The sequence below is a fragment of the Paracoccus methylarcula genome (assembly GCF_003007735.2).
GTDB lineage: Bacteria > Pseudomonadota > Alphaproteobacteria > Rhodobacterales > Rhodobacteraceae > Paracoccus > Paracoccus methylarcula.
In genome coordinates this window covers 1-22,083 of sequence record NZ_PXNQ02000018.1, presented here as the reverse complement: position 1 = coordinate 22,083, position 22,083 = coordinate 1, and the positions used below count along the sequence as shown (strand labels likewise).

The window sequence follows — 22,083 nt, the reverse complement described above, 5'->3', positions numbered from 1 at the left end:
GATTGGCTCCTTTTCGTTCTTGGGTGATGCGCCCGAAGGCGCATCGCATCAGGCGTATTTCTTCTGGATTTCGTCCGAGATGTTCTGCGGAACGGCCTCGTAATGGTCGAACTGCATCGTGAACACCGCACGGCCCGAAGACATCGAGCGCAGGTTGTTGATGTAGCCGAACATGTTGGCCAGCGGAACGAAAGCGTCGATGACATTGGCGTTGCCACGCGAATCCTGCCCGCGAACCATGCCGCGGCGGCTGGTCAGGTCGCCGATGATCGAACCGGTATATTCCTCCGGCGTCACCACCTCGACCTTCATGATCGGCTCCAGCAGTTTCGCACCGGCCTTGCGCAGACCTTCGCGCATGGCGGCACGCGAGGCGATCTCGAAGGCCAGGACTGAGGAGTCGACATCGTGGAACGCACCGTCGATCAGCGCGACCTTGAAGTCGATCACCGGGAAACCGGCCAGCGGACCGCTATCCATCACCGACTTGATGCCCTTTTCGACGCCCGGAATATATTCCTTCGGCACCGCACCACCCACGATGCGCGATTCGAAGGAATATCCCTCGCCCGGCTCGGTCGGGGTGATGACCAGCTTGACGCGCGCGAACTGACCGGTACCGCCGGTCTGTTTCTTGTGCGTGTAGTCGATCTCGGCTTCGGAAGAGATGGTCTCGCGGTATGCCACCTGCGGCGCACCGATATTCGCCTCGACCTTGAATTCCCGCTTCATGCGGTCGACCAGGATGTCGAGATGGAGTTCGCCCATCCCCTTCATGATCGTCTGACCCGATTCCAGGTCGGTCTCGACGCGGAAGGACGGATCCTCGGCGGCCAGGCGCTGAAGGGCGAGGCCCATCTTCTCCTGGTCGGCCTTGGATTTCGGCTCGACCGCGATCTCGATCACCGGATCCGGGAAGGTCATGGTTTCCAGAACGACCTGCTTGCTCACGTCGGACAGGGTGTCGCCCGTCGTGGTCTCTTTCAGGCCGGCCAGCGCGATGATGTCGCCCGCGAACGCCTCTTCGATCTCGGAGCGGCTGTTCGAGTGCATCATCATCATCCGGCCGATGCGCTCGCGCTTGCCCTTGGTCGAATTGATGATCGAATCGCCTTTTTTCATGACCCCCGAATAAATCCGGGTGAAGGTCAGCGAGCCGACGAAGGGGTCGTTCATGATCTTGAAGGCCAGCGCCGAGAAAGGCTCCGCATCATCGGCATGGCGCGCGATATTACGGGTTTCCGTCTCGTCATCGGGCGAGAAGCCCATATAGGCGGGCACGTCCAGAGGCGAAGGCAGGAAGTCGATGACCGCGTTCAGCAGCGGCTGGACACCCTTGTTCTTGAAGGCGGAACCGGCAGCGACCGGGAAGAAGCTCAGCGACAAGGTGCCCTTGCGGATCAGTCCGCGCAGGGTTTCCTCGTCGGGCTCGTTGCCTTCGAGATAGGCTTCCATGGCATCATCGTCCTGCTCGACGGCAAGCTCGATCATGTTGTTGCGCCACTCTTCGGCCACGTCCTTCAGCTCGTCGCGGATCGGCTGGCGAATCCAGCTTGCACCGAGATCCTCGCCCTGCCAGACCCATTCTTCCATCTTGATCAGGTCGACGATGCCTTCCAGCTTGTCCTCGGCACCGATCGGCAATGTGATCGGGCAAGGGGTGCCGCCGGTGCGGTCCTTGATCATGCGCACGCAGTTGAAATAATCGGCGCCGATCTTGTCCATCTTGTTGACGAAGACGATCCGCGGAACCTTGTAGCGGTCGGCCTGGCGCCAAACGGTCTCGGTCTGCGGCTCGACACCGGCATTGGCGTCCAGCAGGCAGATCGCGCCGTCCAGAACGGCCAGCGAACGCTCCACCTCGATGGTGAAATCGACGTGGCCCGGCGTGTCGATGATGTTGAAGCGGTACTTGGTGTCGGAAGTCCCTTCGGTGGTCGGGTCTTCCTGGCGCTGCCAGAACGTGGTGGTCGCGGCAGACGTGATCGTGATGCCGCGTTCCTGTTCCTGCTCCATCCAGTCCATGGTCGCGGCGCCGTCATGCACTTCGCCGATCTTGTGCGACTTGCCGGTGTAGAAAAGGATGCGCTCGGTCGTCGTCGTCTTGCCGGCATCAATGTGAGCCATGATGCCGAAGTTCCGATAACGCTGCAGCGGATATTCGCGTGCCATGGAGTGGGTCCTTTCGCTTTACCAGCGGTAATGGCTGAACGCTTTGTTGGCGTCGGCCATCTTGTGAGTGTCTTCGCGCTTCTTGACGGCCGTGCCGCGGCCGTTCACGGCATCGGACAGCTCGCCCGCAAGGCGCTCTTCCATCGTGTTCTCGTTGCGGTTCTTGGCCGCGGTGATCAGCCAGCGGATCGCCAGGGCCTCACGACGGGTCGGACGGACTTCGACCGGAACCTGGTAGGTGGCACCGCCGACGCGGCGCGAACGCACCTCGACCGAGGGCTTCACATTGTCGAGGGCTTCGTGGAACACCTCGATCGGCTCGCGCTTGAGGCGGCTCTCGACGCGGTCCAGCGCATTGTAGACGATGCGCTCGGCAACCGACTTCTTGCCGTCAACCATCAGGTTGTTCATGAATTTGGTCAGCACACGATCGCCGAATTTGGCGTCGGGCAGGATTTCGCGCTTTTCAGCGGCGTGACGACGGGACATCTGCCTATCTCCTTATTTCGGACGCTTCGCGCCGTATTTCGAACGACGCTGGCGACGATCCTTGACACCCTGGGTATCCAGCACACCGCGCAGGATGTGGTAACGGACACCCGGAAGGTCTTTCACGCGGCCGCCACGGATCAGCACGACGCTGTGTTCCTGGAGGTTGTGCTTTTCGCCCGGAATATAGGAGATGACCTCGAAGCCATTCGTCAGGCGGACCTTGGCCACCTTACGCATAGCGGAGTTCGGTTTCTTCGGCGTCGTGGTATAGACGCGCGTGCAGACGCCGCGCTTCTGCGGGCATCCTTGCAGGTGCATCGACTTGCTGCGCTGCACCCTGGGCTGCCGCGGCTTGCGGATCAGCTGTTGAATCGTTGGCATTCGGTTCCCCGTCTTGCTCTGTCAATACTCGCAGCCACCGGCTGCGCCACTTCTCGACGGCATTCCACGCGAATCGTGAAATGCCAAACCCATCCGGCCCCAAGTTGAAGGGATGGACAGGAAAAATTCCAGAGGATCGGGGCGTTGAGACCCGGATCATGACCACATAGGTTCTGGTGCCCGAAGCGGAATCCCGCCGGGTGCGGGGCGTATAGGAGGAATCGGCGTGGCTGTCAACAAGGGCCGGCCGCGCAAAGGTGATCCAGTCAGCCGGTCACGACGCCGAAGACCCGCGTCATGACTTCACCGCACGCAAGGCATTCTGCAACGGCTCCAGTTCGATGTCAAAGCGTCGCTGCAATGCCCCAAGATCCCAAGGGCGGGTATTATGCTTGGGCAGCTTGAAATCGCTGTCATTCGTGCCGTGTCGCCCCCGCAGGAACATGTTCTTGTCGTTAAGCGTCAGGGTCGGCATGAAGCAATGCAATTGGTGATGGCCCCAGACGAACAGGCTCTTGGACGAGCGCGGCGGCAGATACAGGGTCTGGGCGCAGGTCCATGTCGAGGCAAAGGTCCGGTAGAGCTGCGCCTCCCTGCCATCGGCCTCGAGGATGAAACCGCTGGTGTAATCGCTGCTGACCATTCCGAAACGCTGATACAGCGGGGCCATGTAGGCATCGAAATCGGCACGCACGCGCTCCACGTAATCCCGCGCCAGCGCATCATCGTCATCCAGCCGGAACTGCGCGATCACATCCGCATCCGGTTCCGTATAGCGGTCGAAAGCGCCATTGCAGATCTCGTAATGCTTGCCCGGCTCGGTGAAATCGAGCCGGATGGCCGGACAGCCTGATACCGCCCCGGACAACTGGTCCTGCCATTTTTGCGGCATCAGGCTGCTTGCCAGCACCACGAAGATGAAATCCTGGTCGGTCTGCGCCCGGATCGACGGCATCAGCGCATGCGTGAACCAGGCCATCCGGATCGCCATCCGGGTATCGTCGAACAGGTAAGCCGCCCTCTCTTCCATCGTCGAGGGGCCGCGCTTGAATCCCCCTTCGGTCAGAAGCGAGAAACGGCAAACCCCGATAGGCTGAATTTTCATGTTGGCCACATTGATTTGGTATTTTCCGTCAGGTCCCGGATCCCGTCACGGGGATCGGAACTAAAGTATATTGCGTGCAAGCCTTTCCAGCTTCTGTCGACGCAATTCGAAACGCTTCGTCAACTGCCGGTCCAGCGCATCGGCATCGATCTGCCAGGGCAGTCCCGGCCCCATCGCGCCGGAATCACTGTCTCCATGAATCGAGCGGATGAACATCAGGGGCCGCGTGACCGCCACCCCGGGCATCCATGTCGCGATCTTGGAATGATCGTAATGCAGCGCCGTCTCTTCCGCGTCGGGCGACAGGAACACGGTCAGCGCGACGCCCATATTGTGGCAGATGCGGGGCGTCAGCTGCATCTTGCCATTCTCGAAGCGCATCATCAGGCCGCGCGAATAATCCAGCGACAGCTTGCCCTCGTTTTTCCAAAGCCCCTTCACGCGGCGGAAATCCTTGCGCGCCGCCTCGATGTAATCCACCGCCACGGCATCGTCGTCATCATGGCGGAAATGCCCTATCACATCGGCTGAGGGATCGGCATGCGGGGCGATAGCGGCCCGGCAGGCCGCCAGGTGCCGCTCCATCGGGGGCACCAGTTCCAGTTTCAGTTGCGGCATCCCGGCCGCCAGGTCGCGCAGCCGCGACAGATAGGGCTCGGGCAGATCGGGCCCGGTCATCACGACCAGCGTGAAATCGGGATCGGTCTGCGCCCGCCAGGCAGGCAGGGCGATCTCGGTGAACCAGAACCAGCGCCGCGCCAGCCGCTCGGGATCATACAGATAGGCCCTGCGTTCCTCGTAGCTTTGATGTTCGACCTGATAGCCCCGCAGCCCGACATAGGAAAACCGGCAGAGCCCCAGCATCTGTACTCGCATTACCCTCTCCTCAACTGTGCCTCACGCCAGATCGAATAAATGCCCGCGCCGACCACCAGGACCGCCCCGGTCCAGGTCCAGATATCCGGCCATTCACCGAAGACCAGCAATCCCGCGACGATCGCGACGATCAGCGAGGTATAGCGGAACGGCGCGACATAGGAAATCTCGCCCACCCGCATCGCCGCCACCGAGGTCATGTAGCCGAGCGTCAGGAACGCCCCGCCCAGCAACAAGAGCAGCAATTGCGGCAGGCTCGGCACCACCCAGCCCTGCCCGAGGCTGGCGATCAGCCCCAGGAGCGTCACCGAGACCGCCGCGTAAAAGGCGATGGTGGTGGAACTGACGCTCCGGCCGAAATTGCGCGTTGCCAGGTCACGCAACGTCACCAGAGCCACCGCCCCGAGCGCGACCAGCGACCAGATGCCGAAGGTGCCGGTTCCGGGGCGCAGGATGATCATGACCCCCAGAAGGCCGATGCCGACCGCGCTCATCCGCCGCCAGCCCAGCTGCTCGCCAAAGAGCAGGGCCGCCCCGAGCATGACCACCAGCGGCAGCGACTGCATCACCGCCGAGAGATCGCCGATCGCCATGTTCTGCAATGCGTTGAGAAACAGCACGGTCGAGCCGACCTCGCCCAGCACCCGCAATCCCATGGGCAGGCGGTCCGGCCCGGCGACATTCAGGCGCAACCCGCCCTCGCGCATCGCCAGAAGCAGGATCCCCAGCATGACCACCAGCCCGCGCAGGGTGATCGCCTGATAGAGCGGCATCTCCTGGGTGACGAATTTCATCACCGTGTCGTTGCAGGTGAAGCCGATCATCGAGAAACACATCAGGGTCGCGCCGCGCAGGTTGTCCCCCGGCTGATATGGCTGGGTCTTGATGGAGGCCGGGCTGACCCTGCGGAAAGGCGAAATGATGGGTGTGCGCATCGCACGATCTCCTCCTGCATCGGCCAAGCGTTAGGCGGTCGTTCCGGCCGGAGCAAGAGGGGGTGATCACCGGGTGGATTTCCGCGGGATCACGAAACCGGCAGCCCGCAAAGGCAAAGGCCCGGCAGATCGCCGGGCCTTTCCATCTTTACGTCATTTGCGGACGATCACTCTTCGTGACCTGCCTCCGGCATATCGGCCGGTGCAGCTTCGGCGACCGGTTCCGGCGCGGCCAGGGCCGCAGCGGCCTCGGCCTCGGCGCGGCGGGCCTCGATCACCTCGTTGTCACGCTCCGAGGCGATACGGCGCACGCGGGAGGTCGCGCCACCGGTGCCTGCCGGGATCAGCCGGCCGACGATGACGTTCTCTTTGAGCCCTACCAGCTTGTCGCGCTTGCCCTGGACCGAAGCCTCGGTCAGCACGCGGGTCGTTTCCTGGAAGGAGGCCGCCGAGATGAAGCTGCGGGTCTGCAGGCTGGCCTTGGTGATCCCCAGGAGGACCGGCTCGCCCACGGCCGGACGGCCGCCCCGCGCCTCGATCTTGGCATTCTCTTCCTCGAACTCGTCGCGCTCGACATGCTCGCCCTTGAGCAGGGTGGTCTCGCCCGAATCGATGATCTCGATCTTCTGAAGCATCTGGCGAACGATCACCTCGATATGCTTGTCGTTGATCTTCACACCTTGCAGCCGGTAGACGTCCTGCACCTCGTCGATCAGGTAGTCGGCCAGCGCCTCGATGCCGAGGATCCGCAGGATGTCATGCGGAGCCGGGTTGCCGTCCATGATATAGTCACCCTTCTGCACGAAGTCGCCTTCCTGCACCGGGATGTGCTTGCCTTTCGGCACCATGTATTCGATCGGCTCCTGACCTTCCTCGGCGGGATCGATGGCGATGCGGCGCTTGTTCTTGTAGTCCTTGCCAAAGCGCACATAGCCGTCGGCCTCGGCGATGATCGCGTGATCCTTGGGACGACGGGCCTCGAACAGTTCCGCCACGCGGGGAAGACCCCCGGTGATGTCCTTGGTCCTGGCACCTTCGCGCGGGATACGCGCCACCACGTCGCCCGGACGGATGTCCTGCCCGTCCTCGATCGACAGGATCGCGTCCACCGACATCGGATAGCTGACCGGGTTGCCCTGATCGTTGCGCACCGGCTCGCCATCGGCATCCATGACGATGATCTCGGGCTTCAGGTCGCTGCCGCGCGGCGCAGAGCGCCAATCGGTCACGATCTTCTGCGACATGCCGGTGGCGTCGTCGGTCTCGTCGCGGACGGACAGGCCCGAAACCAGGTCGACGAACTTGGCCACGCCACCCTTTTCCGCGATGATCGGCAGGGTATAGGGATCCCATTCATACAGCTTGGCGCCGCGCACGACCCGCTCTCCGGCCTTCACGAACAGCTTGCTGCCGTAGAACAGCTTGTGGCTCGCACGCTCGACGCCCTGGTCATCGACGATGATCACCTGCATGTTGCGCGCCATCACGACCTGCTCGCCATTGGCATTGGTCAGCACGTTCTCGTTGCGGAATTCGACCTTGCCCTCGTGAGACGCGGCCTGGAACGACTGCTGGCCACCCTGGGCGATACCGCCGATATGGAAGGTCCGCATCGTCAGCTGCGTGCCGGGCTCGCCGATGGACTGGGCGGCGATGATGCCGACAGCCTCGCCGATATTGACCAGCGTGCCGCGGGCCAGGTCGCGGCCATAGCAGAGCGCGCAGACCCCGTCCTCGGATTCACAGGTCAGGGCCGAGCGGATGCGGACCGTGAGAACCCCCGCCTGCTCGATCTCGTCGGCCTTGCGCTCGTCGATCAGGTCGCCCGCGCGGATGATGATCTCGTCTTCACCCGGAACCAGCACGTCCTCGGCCGCGACACGGCCCAGGATGCGCTCGGACAGGGGCGCGATCACCTCGCCGTCGTTGATCGCCGCCGAGGCGGTGATCGACTGCTCGGTGCCGCAATCATGCTCGCGGATGATGCAGTCCTGCGCGACATCCACCAGGCGGCGGGTCAGGTAACCCGAGTTCGCCGTCTTGAGTGCGGTGTCCGACAGGCCTTTCCGCGCGCCGTGGGTCGAGTTGAAGTATTCAAGAACGGTCAGGCCTTCCTTGAAGTTCGAGATGATCGGCGTTTCGATGATCTCGCCCGAGGGCTTGGCCATCAGGCCGCGCATCCCGCCCAGCTGTTTCATCTGGTTGACCGAACCCCGGGCACCCGAATGCGCCATCATGTAGACGCTGTTCGGTTCCTCCTCGGCCCCGTTCTCGTCCCGCTTGCTGGCCGAGATGGTGGCCATCATCGATTCGGTCACCCGGTCGTTACATTTCGACCAGGCATCCACGACCTTGTTGTATTTCTCACCCTGGGTGATGAGACCGTCCAGATATTGCTGTTCGAACTCTTTCACCTGGCTCTGGACCTCGTCCACGATGGTCCATTTGTTGTCGGGGATCACCATGTCGTCCTTGCCGAAGCTGATGCCGGCGCGGAAGGCTTCGCGGAAACCCATGCCCATGATCTGGTCGCAGAAGATCACCGACTCCTTCTGGCCGCAATAGCGGTAGACCGTGTCGATGACATGCTGCACATCCTTCTTGCGCAGCAGGCGGTTGACCAGCTCGAAGGGAGCCTTGGCGTTCAACGGCAGCAGGGCACCCAAGCGGATGCGGCCCGGAGTCGTGGCAAAGCGGACCAGAACCTCGTTGCCGTTCTCGTCGATCTGGCGCAGCCGCGCAGTGATCTTGGCATGCAGATGCACCTCGCCCGCGGCAAGGGCGTGCTCGACCTCTTCGACATTGGCAAAGGCCATGCCCTCGCCCTTCATGCCCTCGCGCTCCATCGTGATGTAATAGAGGCCAAGGATCATGTCCTGCGACGGCACGATGATCGGCGCGCCGTTGGCGGGCGACAGCACGTTATTCGTGGACATCATCAGGACGCGCGCCTCAAGCTGCGCCTCAAGGCTCAGCGGCACGTGGACGGCCATCTGGTCGCCGTCGAAATCGGCGTTGAAGGCCGAGCAGACCAGCGGATGAAGCTGGATCGCCTTACCCTCGATCAGGATCGGCTCGAATGCCTGGATGCCAAGACGGTGCAGCGTCGGCGCACGGTTCAAGAGAACCGGATGCTCGCGGATCACCTCGTCAAGGATGTCCCAGACCTCGGGGCGTTCCTTCTCGACCAGCTTCTTGGCCTGCTTGACGGTCGAGGACAGACCCTTCGCCTCAAGCCGCGAATAGATGAACGGCTTGAACAGTTCGAGCGCCATCTTCTTGGGCAGGCCGCATTGATGCAGTTTCAACTCGGGGCCGGTCACGATGACCGAACGGCCCGAGAAGTCCACGCGCTTGCCCAGCAGGTTCTGCCGGAAGCGGCCCTGCTTGCCTTTCAGCATGTCCGACAGCGATTTCAGCGGGCGACGGTTGTTGCCCGTGATGACGCGGCCGCGGCGGCCATTGTCGAACAGCGCATCGACCGATTCCTGCAGCATCCGCTTTTCGTTGCGGACGATGATGTCGGGCGCGCGCAGCTCGATCAGGCGCTTCAGGCGGTTGTTGCGGTTGATGACCCGGCGATACAGGTCGTTCAGGTCCGAGGTCGCGAAGCGGCCGCCATCCAGCGGAACCAGCGGACGCAGTTCCGGCGGAATGACCGGCACGACGGTCAGCACCATCCATTCCGGACGGTTGCCGGATTCGAGGAAGCTCTCGACGATTTTCAGCCGCTTGATGATCTTTTTCGGCTTCAGCTCGCCGGTGGCCTCTTTCAGGTCCTCGCGCAGCTGTTCAGCCGTCGCCGCCAGATCGATATTGGCCAGCATGGTGCGGATCGCCTCGGCGCCGATATCGGCCTGGAAGGCATCCGCGCCGTAATTGTCCTGCGCGTCGAGGAATTCCTCTTCGCTCATCAACTGACCATAGGTCAGGTCGGTCAGGCCCGGCTCGATGACGACGTAATTCTCGAAATAGAGGATCCGCTCCAGGTCGCGCAGCGTCATGTCCAGCATCAGGCCGATGCGCGAGGGCAGCGACTTGAGGAACCAGATATGCGCGACCGGCGCGGCCAGTTCGATATGGCCCATGCGTTCGCGGCGGACCTTTTGCAGCGTCACCTCGACACCGCATTTCTCGCAGACGAGGCCGCGATACTTCATCCGCTTGTATTTGCCGCAAAGGCATTCGTAATCCTTGATCGGGCCAAAGATACGCGCGCAGAACAGCCCGTCACGCTCGGGCTTGAACGTGCGGTAGTTGATGGTTTCGGGCTTCTTCACCTCGCCGAAGGACCAGGCCAGAATTTCTTCGGGCGAGGCCAGCGAGATCTTGATTTCGTCGAACTGCCGCGGCGCAGCCAGCGGGTTCAGGGGATTGGTGGCAAGTTCCTGGTTCATTTTCAAATCCTAATGAAGGGTACGGGAAAGCGGGGTGAGGGCTTGCGCCCTCACTCTTCTTCCTCCGCATCCAGGAGTTCCATGTTGAGGCCCAGACCCCGGACCTCCTTGACCAGCACGTTGAACGATTCCGGCACCCCGGCCTCGAAATTGTCCTCGCCCTTGACGATGGACTCGTAGACCTTGGTCCGTCCGGCGACGTCGTCCGACTTCACGGTCAGCATCTCTTGCAGGGTATAAGCGGCACCATAGGCTTCGAGCGCCCAGACCTCCATCTCACCCAAGCGCTGTCCGCCGAACTGCGCCTTGCCGCCCAGGGGCTGCTGCGTGACCAACGAGTAGGGGCCGGTCGAGCGGGCATGCATCTTGTCGTCGACAAGATGGTGCAGCTTGAGGATATATTTCATCCCCACCGTGACCTTGCGCGCGAACTGCTCGCCCGTGCGGCCATCGAACACGACGGACTGGCCCGAGCTGTCAAAGCCGGCACGCGTCAATGCGTCGTTGATGTCTGCCTCCTTGGCGCCGTCAAAGACCGGCGTCGCGATCGGCACGCCGCTGCGGACCGTGTTGGCATGTTCGACAAGCGTGTCGTCCGCCATATCCGCGAAGGTCTCGGCATACATCTCGTCGCCATAGCCGTTCCTGACCGCCTCGCGCACCGGGGACATGTCGCCATCGCGGCGATAGGCCTCCAATGCCTCATCGATCTTGATGCCAAGGCCGCGCGATGCCCAGCCCATATGGGTTTCGAGGATCTGCCCGACATTCATCCGCGACGGCACGCCGAGCGGGTTCATGACGAGGTCGACCGGAGTCCCGTCCGCAAGGAACGGCATGTCCTCCATCGGCACGACCTTGGAGACGACACCCTTGTTGCCGTGACGACCGGCCATCTTGTCGCCCGCCTGCAGCTTGCGCTTCACGGCGACGAAGACCTTGACCATCTTCATCACGCCCGGCGGCAGGTCGTCGCCCTGGCGGACCTTTTCGACCTTGTCCTCGAAACGGGCCTCCAGCAGCTTCTTCTGGCTGTCATATTGCTGGTTCAGCGCCTCGACTTCCTTGGCGACCTCTTCCTCGCCGACGGCAAGCTGCCACCACTGGCCGCGGCTCAGCGTGCCCAGCAGGTCCTCGGTGATCTCGGAATTCGCCTTGACGCCTTTCGGCCCCTTGACGGCAACCTTGCCGAGGATCAGCGTTTTCAGACGCGCATAGATGTTGCGGTCGAGGATTGCCTGCTCGTCGTCCCGGTCGCGGGCCAGACGCTCGACTTCCTCGCGCTCGATCTGAAGCGCACGCTCGTCCTTGTCGACGCCGTGACGGTTGAACACCCGGACCTCGACGATGGTGCCATAAGCACCCGGCGGCAGACGCAGCGAGGTATCGCGCACATCCGATGCCTTCTCGCCAAAGATGGCACGGAGCAGCTTTTCCTCCGGCGTCATCGGGCTTTCGCCCTTGGGCGTGATCTTGCCCACCAGGATATCGCCCGGTCCGACCTCGGCACCGATATAGACGATGCCCGCCTCGTCCAGGTTGCGCAGCGCCTCTTCACCGACATTGGGGATGTCGCGGGTGATTTCCTCGGGCCCCAGCTTGGTGTCGCGGGCCGCGACCTCGTATTCGTCGATATGGATCGAGGTGAACACGTCGTCGCGGTGGATCCGCTCGGAGATCAGGATCGAGTCCTCGTAATTGTAGCCGTTCCAGGGCATGAAGGCGACGACGACGTTGCGGCCGATGGCCAGTTCCCCCTGATCGGTCGAGGGACCGTCGGCGATGACCTGACCGCCCACGACCTTTTCGCCCACCTTGACCAGCGGACGCTGGTTGATGGTCGAGGACTGGTTGGAGCGCTTGAACTTGCGCAGGCGATAGATGTCCACGCCCGCATCGCCCGAACCCAGGTCCTCGGTCGCGCGGACAACGATCCGCTGCGCATCGACCTGGTCGATGATCCCGCCACGGCGCGCCATGATCGCGGCGCCCGAGTCGCGGGCCACGATGGCCTCCATCCCGGTGCCGACGAAAGGCGCCTCGGCACGCAGCAGGGGCACGGCCTGACGCTGCATGTTCGAACCCATCAGAGCACGGTTGGCGTCGTCGTTTTCCAGGAAGGGGATCAGCGCGGCAGCGACCGAGACCAGCTGCTTGGGCGACACGTCGATCAGATCGACGGCATCGACCGGGTTCAGCATGAAGTCACCGGCCTGGCGGGTGCTGACCAGTTCCTGCACGAAGCGGCCATCCCCGTCCAGTTCGGCATTCGCCTGCGCAACAGTGTGGCGCATTTCCTCGGTAGCCGACATGTAGACGACATCATCGGTGACCTTGCCGTCCTCGACCTTGCGGTAAGGGGTCTCGATGAAACCGTATTTGTTCACGCGGGCAAAGGTGGCGAGGCTGTTGATCAGACCGATATTCTGACCTTCCGGCGTCTCGATCGGGCACATACGGCCATAATGGGTCGGGTGAACGTCGCGAACCTCGAAGCCCGCGCGTTCGCGGGTCAGACCGCCCGGCCCGAGCGCCGACAGGCGGCGCTTATGCGTCACCTCGGAAAGCGGGTTGGTCTGGTCCATGAACTGCGACAGCTGCGAAGAGCCGAAGAACTCGCGCACCGCGGCCGCGGCCGGCTTGGCGTTGATCAGGTCCTGCGGCATGACGGTGTCGATCTCGGTCTGCGACATGCGCTCGCGGATCGCCCGCTCCATGCGCAAGAGGCCGACGCGATACTGGTTTTCCATCAACTCGCCGACCGAGCGGACCCGGCGGTTGCCCAGGTGATCGATGTCGTCGATCTCGCCCTTGCCGTCACGCAGACCGACCAGATCCCCCACGCAGGCCACGATATCCTCGGAGCGCAGGGTGCGCTGCGTATCGGGCGCGTCCAGGTTGAGACGCATGTTCATCTTGACCCGGCCGACGGCCGAGAGATCGTAACGCTCGGAATCGAAGAACAGGCTGTTGAACAGTGCCGAGGCGGCCTCGACGGTGGGCGGTTCGCCCGGACGCATGACGCGATAGATATCCATCAGCGCCTGCTCGCGGTTCATGTTCTTGTCCGCGGCCATGGTGTTGCGGATATAGGGGCCGACATTGACATGATCGATGTCGAGAACCGGAATATCGGTCACGTCATTGTCCAGCAGGATCTTCAGCAGCCCGCCATTCAGCTCGCCTTCCTTGTCGTATTCCGCGGTGATCTCGTCCCCGGCCTCGGCATAGATGAAGCCGGTTTCCTCGTTGATGATATCCTTGGCAACGAAACGGCCGATGATCCGGTCGAAGGGAACCAGCAGGTTCACCTGCTCGCCCGATTCGAGCAGCTTCTTGACCAGGCGCGGCGTGACCTTTTCACCCGCCTTGGTGATGACCTCGCCGGTATCGGCATTCACCAGGTCATAGGACGGACGGGTGCCGCGCACGCGCTCGGGGAAGAAACGGGTGACCCAGCCCTGTTCCCGGCCCTGCTTGCGCAGGCTGTAATCGACAGTCTCGTAGAAGGCGTCCATGATGCCTTCCTGATCCATGCCGAGCGCATAGAGCAGCGTCGTCACCGGGAGTTTCCGGCGGCGGTCGATGCGGGCGAAGACCAGGTCCTTGGCGTCGAATTCGAAATCCAGCCAGCTTCCGCGATAGGGAATGATCCGGCAGGCAAAGAGCAACTTGCCCGAGCTGTGCGTCTTGCCGCGGTCATGGTCGAAGAACACACCGGGGCTGCGGTGCATCTGGCTGACCACGACACGTTCGGTCCCGTTCACGATGAAGGTGCCGTTCTGGGTCATCAGGGGCATGTCGCCCATGAAGACGTCCTGCTCCTTGATGTCCTTGACCGAGCGCGCGCCGGTATTCTCGTCGACATCGAACACGATCAGGCGCAGCGTCACCTTCAGCGGGGCCGCAAAGGTCATGTCGCGCTGCTGGCATTCCTCGACATCGTATTTCGGACGTTCCAGGTCGTATTTCACGAATTCCAGCGTCGCCGTCTCGTTGAAATCCTTGATCGGGAACACCGACTGGAAGACGCCCTGAATGCCTTCGCCGTCATTATGGCCGTCGCCCTCGCCCGACTTGAGGAACAACTCGTAGGAAGATTTCTGAACCTCGATCAGGTTCGGCATCTCCAGAACTTCGCGGATATTGCCGTAATAGCGCCGGATACGCTTCTGGCCGACATAGGATTGCGCCATGGGATCTTGTCACCTTTCGTCTTCGCGCGCGTCCCGGGTCGGGGCCCCCGAGGCGCGGCCTACGAATGCAGGGGTGAGGTTCCATACTTGCCGCCCGTCCCACCGCGCAGCGCCCGAACCTCGAACATGCCCTGAAGGAAGGTCTGACGCAGCGTCAACTAAGACCGTCCTTCAAGACAGGTTCGGCAGGGACCGGGAAATCCCGGACCCTGCCCTTTCTCGATCAGCCAGAAAGGCCGATTACTTCAGCTCGACTTTCGCACCAGCGTCTTCGAGCTTCTTCTTCATTTCCTCGGCTTCGTCCTTGGACGCGCCTTCCTTGATCTTGCCACCGGCTTCGACCAGGTCCTTGGCTTCTTTCAGGCCCAGGCCGGTGATGCCGCGCACTTCCTTGATCACGTTGATCTTGCTGGCACCGGCTTCGACCAGAACGACGTCGAACTCGGTCTTTTCTTCAGCAGCCTCGCCGCCATCGGCAGCAGGGCCAGCCATCATGACCGCGCCACCAGCGGCGGGCTCGATGCCGTATTCGTCTTTCAGGATGGTTTTCAGTTCCTGGGCTTCCAGCAGGGTCAGGCCCACGATTTCTTCGGCAAGTTTTTTCAGATCAGCCATTTTTCCGTTCTTTCAGTTAGTGTTCCAACGTCGGGTATTCAACCACTCGTCGGGAAAGGGTTGCGTCAAGCCGCCTCTCGATCCTCCAGGGTCGAGAGGATGCCCGCGATATTGCTTGCAGGTGCGCCAATCGCGCCGGCGATGTTCGAAGCGGGTGCACCGATGCAACCCACGATCGAAGCGATAAGCTCGTCGCGCGAAGGCATCGCGGCAACGGCTTTCACGCCGGCAACGTCCAGAGCCGAGTCACCCATCGAGCCGCCGAGGATCACGAATTTCTCGTTATCCTTGGCGTATTTGTCGGCGACCTTCGCAGCAGCGACAGGATCCTCCGAATAGGTGAGCACGGTCATGCCCGTCAGGTAGTCAGCAATGCTTGCGCAGGGCTTACCCTCAAGGGCGATCTTGGCGAGCCTGTTCTTGGCAACACGCACCGAACCACCCGCTTCGCGCATGCGCGAGCGAAGGTCCTGCATTTGCGCAACCGTCATCCCTTCGTAGTGGGCAACCACCACGACGCCAGAGCTTTCAAAGATCTGGCCGAGTTCATCGACCACCTGTTCTTTTTGCGCTCTATCCACGGTTTCACTCCAATTTGGGGGTTTCCCCCCGGCTCTCACTTTTCCCGGCCACAGGGGACCGGGTCGGGTCCGCCAGGGACAAGATCGCCCGAAGGTTGCGCCTTCGGAAAAATGCTTGTTCCCCATCTCGGGAAGGACATTAAGCCGTCACCCTCGCGGGATCAGGCACCCTCCGTCTCGGACAGGACGGGGCGGCTGTCGGGCAGCCCCGTCATTCGCCGGATCGCTCCGGCAAATCTCATCAGGCCTCGGCCGTCGCCGAAGCGATATCCAGCGACACGCCCGGCCCCATGGTCGAGCTGATCGAGACCTTTTTCATATAGGTCCCTTTCGCGCCGGTCGGCTTGGCCTTGTTCACCGCGTCCACGAAGGCGCGGATGTTCTGCGCCAGCTTGTCGGCATCGAAAGAAGCCTTGCCGACGCCGGCATGAACCACGCCCGCCTTCTCGGCCTTGAACTGGACCTCGCCGCCCTTGGCAGCCTTGACCGCATCGGCCACGTCCATCGTCACCGTGCCGACCTTGGGGTTCGGCATCAGGTTGCGCGGACCGAGGATCTTGCCGAGACGGCCGACCAGCGGCATCATGTCCGGGGTCGCGATGCAGCGGTCGAACTCGATCTTGCCCGACTGCACGGTCTCCATCAGGTCCTCGGCGCCGATGATATCGGCACCGGCCTCTTTCGCCTCGTCAGCCTTGGGGCCACGGGCGAAGACGGCGACGCGGACATCCTTGCCGGTTCCGGCGGGCAGCGTCACGACGCCGCGCACCATCTGATCGGCATGGCGCGGGTTCACGCCCAGGTTCATCGCGATCTCGACGGTCTCGTCGAATTTCGCGGCAGCGTTGTCCTTGACCAGCTTGACGGCATCCTCGACCGAAAGGTTCGACTTGCCTTCGAAGGCGGCGCGGGCGGCGGCTTTTTTCTTGGAAATCTTCGCCATGGCTTAGCCTTTCACCTCGATACCGATCGAACGGGCGGAACCCAGAACAATCTTCATCGCCTGCTCGACGTCATTCGCCGACAGATCCGGCATCTTGGCTTCCGCGATCTCGCGCACCTGCTTGACGGTCACGTAACCGGCGGTTGCGCGGCCCGGGGTTTCCCCACCCCGCGCACGGTTCCGCTTGCCCTGCGGCTTCAGCCCGGCGGCCTTCTTCAGCAGGAAGGAAGCGGGCGGCGTCTTGGTCACGAAGGTGAACGACTTGTCGGCATAATAGGTGATCACGACCGGAACGGGCGAACCCTTTTCCATCTCCTGCGTCTTGGCGTTGAACGCCTTGCAGAATTCCATGATGTTGATGCCGCGCTGACCCAGGGCGGGACCAACGGGGGGCGACGGGTTGGCTTCACCCGCCTTGATCTGCAGCTTCAGCTGCCCGACGACTTTCTTGGCCATCTGGCCTTCTCCTTTATCATCACGCCCCGCCCGTCATTGGGTCCATGGGGCCGACTTAGCGGTACGGCGGCGACGCCTCCCGCAACCGATCACGAGGTCTTGGCGACCTGCGTGAATTCCAGTTCGACCGGCGTGGGCCGGCCAAAGATCGAGACGGTCACCTTGACGCGCGCGGACAGCTCGTCGACCTCCTCGACCATGCCCGAGAACCCCTCGAAGGGGCCGTCGGTCACATTCACCCTCTCACCCACGTCGAAGCGGATAAGGTTGCGCGGCGCAGCCTCGTCCCCTTCGCCGGTGCGGTGAAGGATCGTGTTCACTTCCTCGTCGCGCATCGGCATCGGCTTGCCTTGCGCACCCAGGAAACCGGTGACCCGATTGATCGAGTTCACCAGGTGATAGGTGCGGTCCGTCATCTCCATGTGGACCAGCACATAGCCCGGCATGAAGCGACGCTCGGAGGTCACTTTCTTGCCACGCCGAATCTCGATCACCTCTTCGGTCGGCACCAGCACCTCGTCGATCTGGTCCTCAAGCCCTTTCTCGGCCACCGACTGGCGAATCGCCTCGGCGACCTTTTTCTCGAAGTTCGAAAGGACGCTGACCGAATACCAACGTTTTGCCATGCCTTTAGCGACCCCTGCTCGTTGGGAGAATCACGCGACACCCGCGCCAAGCCCCTGAATTCAAATATGTTCGGCAAAATTGAAATCGGCGCGCATGCGGATTCGATGCACGCCGTTTGCCGGACAGTCGGGCGCAGATACCGCCACCGGCCCGAAATTGCAAGCCCCGATCAGTTGCCGATCATCTGCAGGCCGTTGGTGATGCCAAAGCGGATCACCAGATCGACCAGGAAGAAGAACAGGCTGGTCAGCGCCGCCATGATGAGGACCATGATCGTGGTCGTCACCACCTCGCGGCGATTCGGCCATGTGATCTTGGAGCCTTCGGCACGAACCTGATTGATGAACTGGACGGGATTGGGCACGATCGGCTCCTTCGAGTATGCAGGGGCATAACTTAGCCAAGCCATGGTGAGCTTTCAACCCTGGCTGTCCCGATCCCCAGGATGGAGAAATCTTCATCCGGGAAAAGAGACTGGCAGGGGCAGAGGGACTCGAACCCACGACCCTCGGTTTTGGAGACCGATGCTCTACCAACTGAGCTATACCCCTATGGCCGTGCGACCGTTTACGGCAGTGACGATGCTGGTGCAAGGGGGCTTTGGCCCCACTTGCATCATTCGGCGGCATCGGCGGCAAGAAATCCGCCCGACTGGCGTGACCACAGCCGCGCATAGAGCCCGTTCAGCGCCAGCAGTTCGGCATGGCTGCCCTGTTCCACGATGCGCCCCTGGTCCATGACGATCAGCCGGTCCATCGCCGCGATGGTCGAGAGGCGATGCGCGATGGCAATCACCGTCTTGCCCTCCATCAGCGCGTCCAGCCGCGACTGGATCGCCGCCTCGACCTCGCTGTCCAATGCGCTGGTCGCCTCGTCCAGGACCAGGATCGGCGCATCCTTCAGCGCCACTCGGGCAATCGCGATACGCTGGCGCTGCCCGCCGGACAGCTTGACGCCGCGCTCGCCGACATGGGCATCCAGCCCGCGCCTGCCATAGCTGTCCGACAGGCCAGGCACGAAGCCATGCGCCTCGGCAATCTGCAGCGCATCGGCGATCTCTGTCTCGCTGGCCTCGGGGCGTCCATAGGCAATGTTCTCGCGCACCGAGCGATGCAAAAGCGAGCTGTCCTGCGTCACCACCCCGATCCCCGCGCGCAGACTGTCCTGCGTCACTTGCGAGATGTCCTGCCCGTCGATGGTGATCTTTCCGCCGTCGATATCGTGGAAACGCAGCAGCAGGTTCACCAGCGTCGATTTCCCGGCGCCCGAGCGCCCGACCAGCCCGACCCGTTCGCTTGGCGCGATATGCAGGGTCAGATCGTCCAGAACCGGCAGCGGCTGCGCGCCCGCGATACTGGCATAGCGGAAGGTCACATGATCGAACAGCACTTCGCCCGGCCCCCGGACCAGCGGACGGGCATCCGGCGCATCCACCACCAGCCGCGGCAGGGCGAGGCTGGAAATGCCGTCACGCACCGTGCCGATATTCTCGAACAGCGCGGCGAATTCCCACATGATCCAATGCGACATGTTGTTCAGCCGCAGGGCCAGCGGCACCGCGACGGCAACCGCTCCGAGCGCGACCTGCCCCTCGGTCCAGAGCCACAGCCCAAGGCCGGTGACCAGCGCGACCAGCAGCACGTTCATGCTGTTCAGCGTGATGTCCTGGGCGCTGCTGAGCCGCATCTGCCGATGGACCGTCTGCAGGAAGTTGTCCATGCCCTCGCGCATCCACGCCTCTTCCCGCGCCGAATGCGAGAACAGCTTGACCGTGGCGATATTGGTATAGCTGTCGACCACGCGGCCGGTCATCGCCGAACGGGCATCGGCCTGCGCCTTGGCCACCTGCCCCAATCGCGGCACGATCAGCCACAGCATCACGCCATAGCCGATGGCCCATGCAAGGAAGGGCAGCGCCAGCCGCCAGTCCTGGCTTGCCGCCAGCACCAGCGCACCGAGGAAATAGATCAGCACGTAGCTGCCAACATCCATGATCTTCATGGCGACCTCGCGCACCGCCAGCGCGGTCTGCATCAGCCTTTGCGCGATCCGGCCCGAGAACTCGTCCTGGAAATAGCCGATGGACTGGCGCAGCAGGTAGCGATGCGCCTGCCAGCGGATACGCTGCGGGAAATTCCCCATCAGCGACTGGTGCAGGATCAGCGAGCCCAGCAGGTTCAGGACCGGCAGCATGATCAGAAGCACGACGGCCATCACGGCCAGGCGCGATCCCTGCTCTTGCCAGAAAACCTCGCGCGGTGTGTCGGACAGCCGGTTGATCAATTCGCCCAGCCAGTTGAACAGCATCACCTCGATCAGCGCGATCACGCTGGACAAAAGCGCAAGCGAAACCAGCCAGGGCAAGGCGCCGTGGCTGTAGTGAAGCAGAAATCGCCACAACGACCGCGGCGGCATATCCGGCGTGTCGTTGGGATAAGGGTCAATGCGTCGCTCGAACCACGCGAACATGGCGTCACCTGAATTTGCAGATCGTGAAAGGAGCCGGGGCGGAAGTGCTGACCAGATTTCCTGTCCAAGTCAAGCGGGGGCCGCCCCGGGATGGGTAAGGATTGCTTAGGGCGCCAAACGCGCCAATGCGCCGATATCTCCGGCGGCCAGCGCGGAAGTGGCTGCATCGATCCGGCTTGCGGGCCAGTTCCACCATGCCAGTTCCTGCAAGCGCCGGATATCCGGGGGATCGAAGCGCATCCGGACGATCCGCGCCGGGTTCCCGGCAACGATCGCGTAATCGGGTATCTCGCCCGACACGACCGCCCGCGCGCCCACGATCACGCCATTGCCGATCCTCGCCCCGGGCAGGATCACCGCACCATCGCCCAGCCAGACATCGTGGCCGATGACCGTATCGGGCAGGTCGGAAATCTGCTCGATATAATCCCCGACCCGCTCGTGATCGAAGATCGCGAAAGGGTAGGTCGAGACGCCGGCCATCGGGTGATTGGCCGAGGCGGTGATGATCCGGACGCCATCGGCGATCTGCCCGAAACGCCCGATCAGCAGCCGCTCGGGCGCGCCACGATAGGTATAGGGGGCCAGTTGCGCGGCCCAGTCCTCGGGCGGCGCGAAACTGCTGGCATAGGTGTAATCGCCGATCTCGATATTCGGATGATCGATGACGCGGTTCAGATGAACCAGACCGTGATTGATCCGGCCATCGGGAAAGCACATCGGATAAGCGGAGGTCGCGCCAAGAAATTTGACGGGCATGGAAAATCCTTTCGATTCTGAACGGGTCAGGTCAGATCGTGAGATTGTCCATGGCACATGCTCCTTCTTTCTTCGCCGTTCTCATAGCATGGAATCCGCTGGCATGGAAGGCTCAGAGATGCCGCGTCTCGGGGGCCGGGTTCCACCAATTGTCATCCGCGCCATCGGCCCAATAGACGGGCGCGGCAATCAACTCGGCCTCGGCCGCGTCGTCCAGCGCAGAAACCACGACCTGCACGAACCGCCCGCCCATCTCGGCGATGTCGCCCTCGGTCCATAGCCGCGTGCCGCAGCGCGCGCAGAACCAGTGATGCATGGCCAGGCCGTCATCCTGCGTGCGCGGGGTCTCGGCCAGGAATTCGCGCCCCCGGGTCAGGCGGAAGCCGTCTGAATCGGGCAATCGCATCTCCCAGTAGCGCATCTTCCGGCAGAACCGGCAATTGCAGCGCATCGTGCCCTCGGCCAGGTCGCCATCGGCCTCGAAGCCGACCGCGCCGCAAAAGCAGCTTCCGTGATAGGTCTTCATGCCCCGCCCTCCCCGTGGTAGACGGTTTCGATATTGTTCCCGTCGGGATCAAGCACGAAGGCCCCGTAATAACCGGGATGGTAGATCGGGCGCAGCCCCGGCGCGCCATTGTCGCGCCCGCCTGCATCCAGCGCCGCCTTGTGAAAGGCATCCACCACCGCGCGGTCGGAGGCAGCAAAGGCGACATGCGCGGCAGAGACGGCCGGGCGGCCGGTGCCGATCCAGAAGAACGGCTTGTTGTCGCGGCCGAACCCCAGATGTGCTCCGTGGCCTCCGGTCATCTCCTCGGTCACCTCCATCAGCAGCGATATGCCCAGGGGCGCAAGCGCGCGTTCATAAAAGGCGCTGGAGGCGGAGAGATCGGAGACGGGAAATCCGATATGATCGATCATGGCAGGCTCCTTTCATATCGGAACATGCCGCAACCTTGCTGACAGAACATGGCAGCAAGGAAAGACTGCCTCCCTCCTCGAATGTGAGCAGCGATCGAACTTGCGCCGATCCGGCTTGCACGGGCCTGCAAATCGCAGCCAGCCCTCGATCCAACGAAAAC

Annotated in this window: 18 protein-coding genes and 1 tRNA gene; all 19 read right to left on the bottom strand. The window is 62.5% G+C overall.

The window, feature by feature from the left end; all coding sequences use genetic code 11:
• Positions 1–48 precede the first annotated feature (48 nt).
• The 19 genes from fusA to A7A09_RS20000 all read right to left on the bottom strand — a co-directional run bounded on the left by fusA (position 49) and on the right by A7A09_RS20000 (position 21,922).
• Positions 49–2,172, bottom strand: a complete 2,124-nt coding sequence (fusA, locus tag A7A09_RS20090; protein ID WP_106693058.1) for an elongation factor G — start codon at positions 2,170–2,172, stop codon at positions 49–51.
• A gap of 18 nt (positions 2,173–2,190) precedes the next feature.
• On the bottom strand, positions 2,191–2,661 hold the full coding sequence (gene rpsG, locus A7A09_RS20085) for a 30S ribosomal protein S7 (RefSeq protein ID WP_106693057.1): 471 nt from the start codon (positions 2,659–2,661) through the stop codon (positions 2,191–2,193).
• A gap of 12 nt (positions 2,662–2,673) precedes the next feature.
• On the bottom strand, positions 2,674–3,045 hold the full coding sequence (gene rpsL, locus A7A09_RS20080; protein WP_042252808.1) for a 30S ribosomal protein S12: 372 nt from the start codon (positions 3,043–3,045) through the stop codon (positions 2,674–2,676).
• Positions 3,046–3,340: 295 nt separating this feature from the next.
• Positions 3,341–4,150, bottom strand: coding sequence for a glycosyltransferase (locus tag A7A09_RS20075; RefSeq protein ID WP_106693056.1), 810 nt, complete (start codon positions 4,148–4,150; stop codon positions 3,341–3,343).
• A gap of 60 nt (positions 4,151–4,210) precedes the next feature.
• The gene (locus A7A09_RS20070; protein WP_106693055.1) at positions 4,211–5,026 is read right to left on the bottom strand and encodes a glycosyltransferase; all 816 of its coding nucleotides are present in this window, start codon (positions 5,024–5,026) and stop codon (positions 4,211–4,213) included.
• Positions 5,026–5,961, bottom strand: coding sequence for a DMT family transporter (locus A7A09_RS20065; protein ID WP_106693054.1), 936 nt, complete (start codon positions 5,959–5,961; stop codon positions 5,026–5,028). Before A7A09_RS20065 ends, A7A09_RS20070 begins: the two co-directional genes overlap by 1 nt.
• A gap of 167 nt (positions 5,962–6,128) precedes the next feature.
• On the bottom strand, positions 6,129–10,358 hold the full coding sequence (gene rpoC / locus A7A09_RS20060; protein WP_106693053.1) for a DNA-directed RNA polymerase subunit beta': 4,230 nt from the start codon (positions 10,356–10,358) through the stop codon (positions 6,129–6,131).
• Between the two features lie 50 nt (positions 10,359–10,408).
• Positions 10,409–14,554 carry a DNA-directed RNA polymerase subunit beta gene (gene rpoB / locus A7A09_RS20055; RefSeq protein WP_106693052.1) on the bottom strand — a complete coding sequence of 1,382 codons (4,146 nt, stop codon included), beginning with the start codon at positions 14,552–14,554 and terminating at the stop codon, positions 10,409–10,411.
• 240 nt (positions 14,555–14,794) lie between these two features.
• Positions 14,795–15,169 carry a 50S ribosomal protein L7/L12 gene (gene rplL, locus A7A09_RS20050; protein WP_076526698.1) on the bottom strand — a complete coding sequence of 125 codons (375 nt, stop codon included), beginning with the start codon at positions 15,167–15,169 and terminating at the stop codon, positions 14,795–14,797.
• Between the two features lie 65 nt (positions 15,170–15,234).
• Positions 15,235–15,750 carry a 50S ribosomal protein L10 gene (gene rplJ / locus A7A09_RS20045; protein ID WP_106693051.1) on the bottom strand — a complete coding sequence of 172 codons (516 nt, stop codon included), beginning with the start codon at positions 15,748–15,750 and terminating at the stop codon, positions 15,235–15,237.
• A gap of 241 nt (positions 15,751–15,991) precedes the next feature.
• The gene (gene rplA, locus A7A09_RS20040) at positions 15,992–16,693 is read right to left on the bottom strand and encodes a 50S ribosomal protein L1 (protein ID WP_106693050.1); all 702 of its coding nucleotides are present in this window, start codon (positions 16,691–16,693) and stop codon (positions 15,992–15,994) included.
• Positions 16,694–16,696: 3 nt separating this feature from the next.
• Entirely contained in the window at positions 16,697–17,149 is a 453-nt protein-coding gene (gene rplK / locus A7A09_RS20035) for a 50S ribosomal protein L11 (RefSeq protein WP_106693049.1), read from the bottom strand.
• Between the two features lie 89 nt (positions 17,150–17,238).
• On the bottom strand, positions 17,239–17,775 hold the full coding sequence (gene nusG, locus A7A09_RS20030) for a transcription termination/antitermination protein NusG (RefSeq protein ID WP_106693048.1): 537 nt from the start codon (positions 17,773–17,775) through the stop codon (positions 17,239–17,241).
• Between the two features lie 170 nt (positions 17,776–17,945).
• On the bottom strand, positions 17,946–18,140 hold the full coding sequence (gene secE / locus A7A09_RS20025) for a preprotein translocase subunit SecE (RefSeq protein WP_436277813.1): 195 nt from the start codon (positions 18,138–18,140) through the stop codon (positions 17,946–17,948).
• Between the two features lie 111 nt (positions 18,141–18,251).
• Positions 18,252–18,327, bottom strand: a tRNA-Trp gene (locus tag A7A09_RS20020).
• A 64-nt stretch (positions 18,328–18,391) separates the two neighbouring features.
• Entirely contained in the window at positions 18,392–20,245 is a 1,854-nt protein-coding gene (locus tag A7A09_RS20015; protein WP_106693046.1) for an ABC transporter ATP-binding protein, read from the bottom strand.
• A 105-nt stretch (positions 20,246–20,350) separates the two neighbouring features.
• Complete coding sequence (locus A7A09_RS20010; RefSeq protein ID WP_106693045.1) at positions 20,351–21,004, bottom strand: CatB-related O-acetyltransferase; 654 nt, start codon at positions 21,002–21,004, stop codon at positions 20,351–20,353.
• A gap of 112 nt (positions 21,005–21,116) precedes the next feature.
• Positions 21,117–21,530, bottom strand: a complete 414-nt coding sequence (locus A7A09_RS20005; protein WP_106693044.1) for a GFA family protein — start codon at positions 21,528–21,530, stop codon at positions 21,117–21,119.
• The gene (locus tag A7A09_RS20000) at positions 21,527–21,922 is read right to left on the bottom strand and encodes a VOC family protein (protein WP_106693043.1); all 396 of its coding nucleotides are present in this window, start codon (positions 21,920–21,922) and stop codon (positions 21,527–21,529) included. Before A7A09_RS20000 ends, A7A09_RS20005 begins: the two co-directional genes overlap by 4 nt.
• Between the last annotated feature and the right edge of the window lie 161 nt (positions 21,923–22,083).

Coding starts and splice junctions, on each gene's coding strand:
- fusA (WP_106693058.1), bottom strand. CDS start 2,172: ATGGCACGCGAATATCCGCTGCAGCGTTATCGGAACTTCGGCATCATG.
- rpsG (WP_106693057.1), bottom strand. CDS start 2,661: ATGTCCCGTCGTCACGCCGCTGAAAAGCGCGAAATCCTGCCCGACGCC.
- rpsL (WP_042252808.1), bottom strand. CDS start 3,045: ATGCCAACGATTCAACAGCTGATCCGCAAGCCGCGGCAGCCCAGGGTG.
- A7A09_RS20075 (WP_106693056.1), bottom strand. CDS start 4,150: ATGAAAATTCAGCCTATCGGGGTTTGCCGTTTCTCGCTTCTGACCGAA.
- A7A09_RS20070 (WP_106693055.1), bottom strand. CDS start 5,026: ATGCGAGTACAGATGCTGGGGCTCTGCCGGTTTTCCTATGTCGGGCTG.
- A7A09_RS20065 (WP_106693054.1), bottom strand. CDS start 5,961: ATGCGCACACCCATCATTTCGCCTTTCCGCAGGGTCAGCCCGGCCTCC.
- rpoC (WP_106693053.1), bottom strand. CDS start 10,358: ATGAACCAGGAACTTGCCACCAATCCCCTGAACCCGCTGGCTGCGCCG.
- rpoB (WP_106693052.1), bottom strand. CDS start 14,554: ATGGCGCAATCCTATGTCGGCCAGAAGCGTATCCGGCGCTATTACGGC.
- rplL (WP_076526698.1), bottom strand. CDS start 15,169: ATGGCTGATCTGAAAAAACTTGCCGAAGAAATCGTGGGCCTGACCCTG.
- rplA (WP_106693050.1), bottom strand. CDS start 16,693: ATGGCGAAGATTTCCAAGAAAAAAGCCGCCGCCCGCGCCGCCTTCGAA.
- rplK (WP_106693049.1), bottom strand. CDS start 17,149: ATGGCCAAGAAAGTCGTCGGGCAGCTGAAGCTGCAGATCAAGGCGGGT.
- nusG (WP_106693048.1), bottom strand. CDS start 17,775: ATGGCAAAACGTTGGTATTCGGTCAGCGTCCTTTCGAACTTCGAGAAA.
- A7A09_RS20015 (WP_106693046.1), bottom strand. CDS start 20,245: ATGTTCGCGTGGTTCGAGCGACGCATTGACCCTTATCCCAACGACACG.
- A7A09_RS20010 (WP_106693045.1), bottom strand. CDS start 21,004: ATGCCCGTCAAATTTCTTGGCGCGACCTCCGCTTATCCGATGTGCTTT.
- A7A09_RS20005 (WP_106693044.1), bottom strand. CDS start 21,530: ATGAAGACCTATCACGGAAGCTGCTTTTGCGGCGCGGTCGGCTTCGAG.
- A7A09_RS20000 (WP_106693043.1), bottom strand. CDS start 21,922: ATGATCGATCATATCGGATTTCCCGTCTCCGATCTCTCCGCCTCCAGC.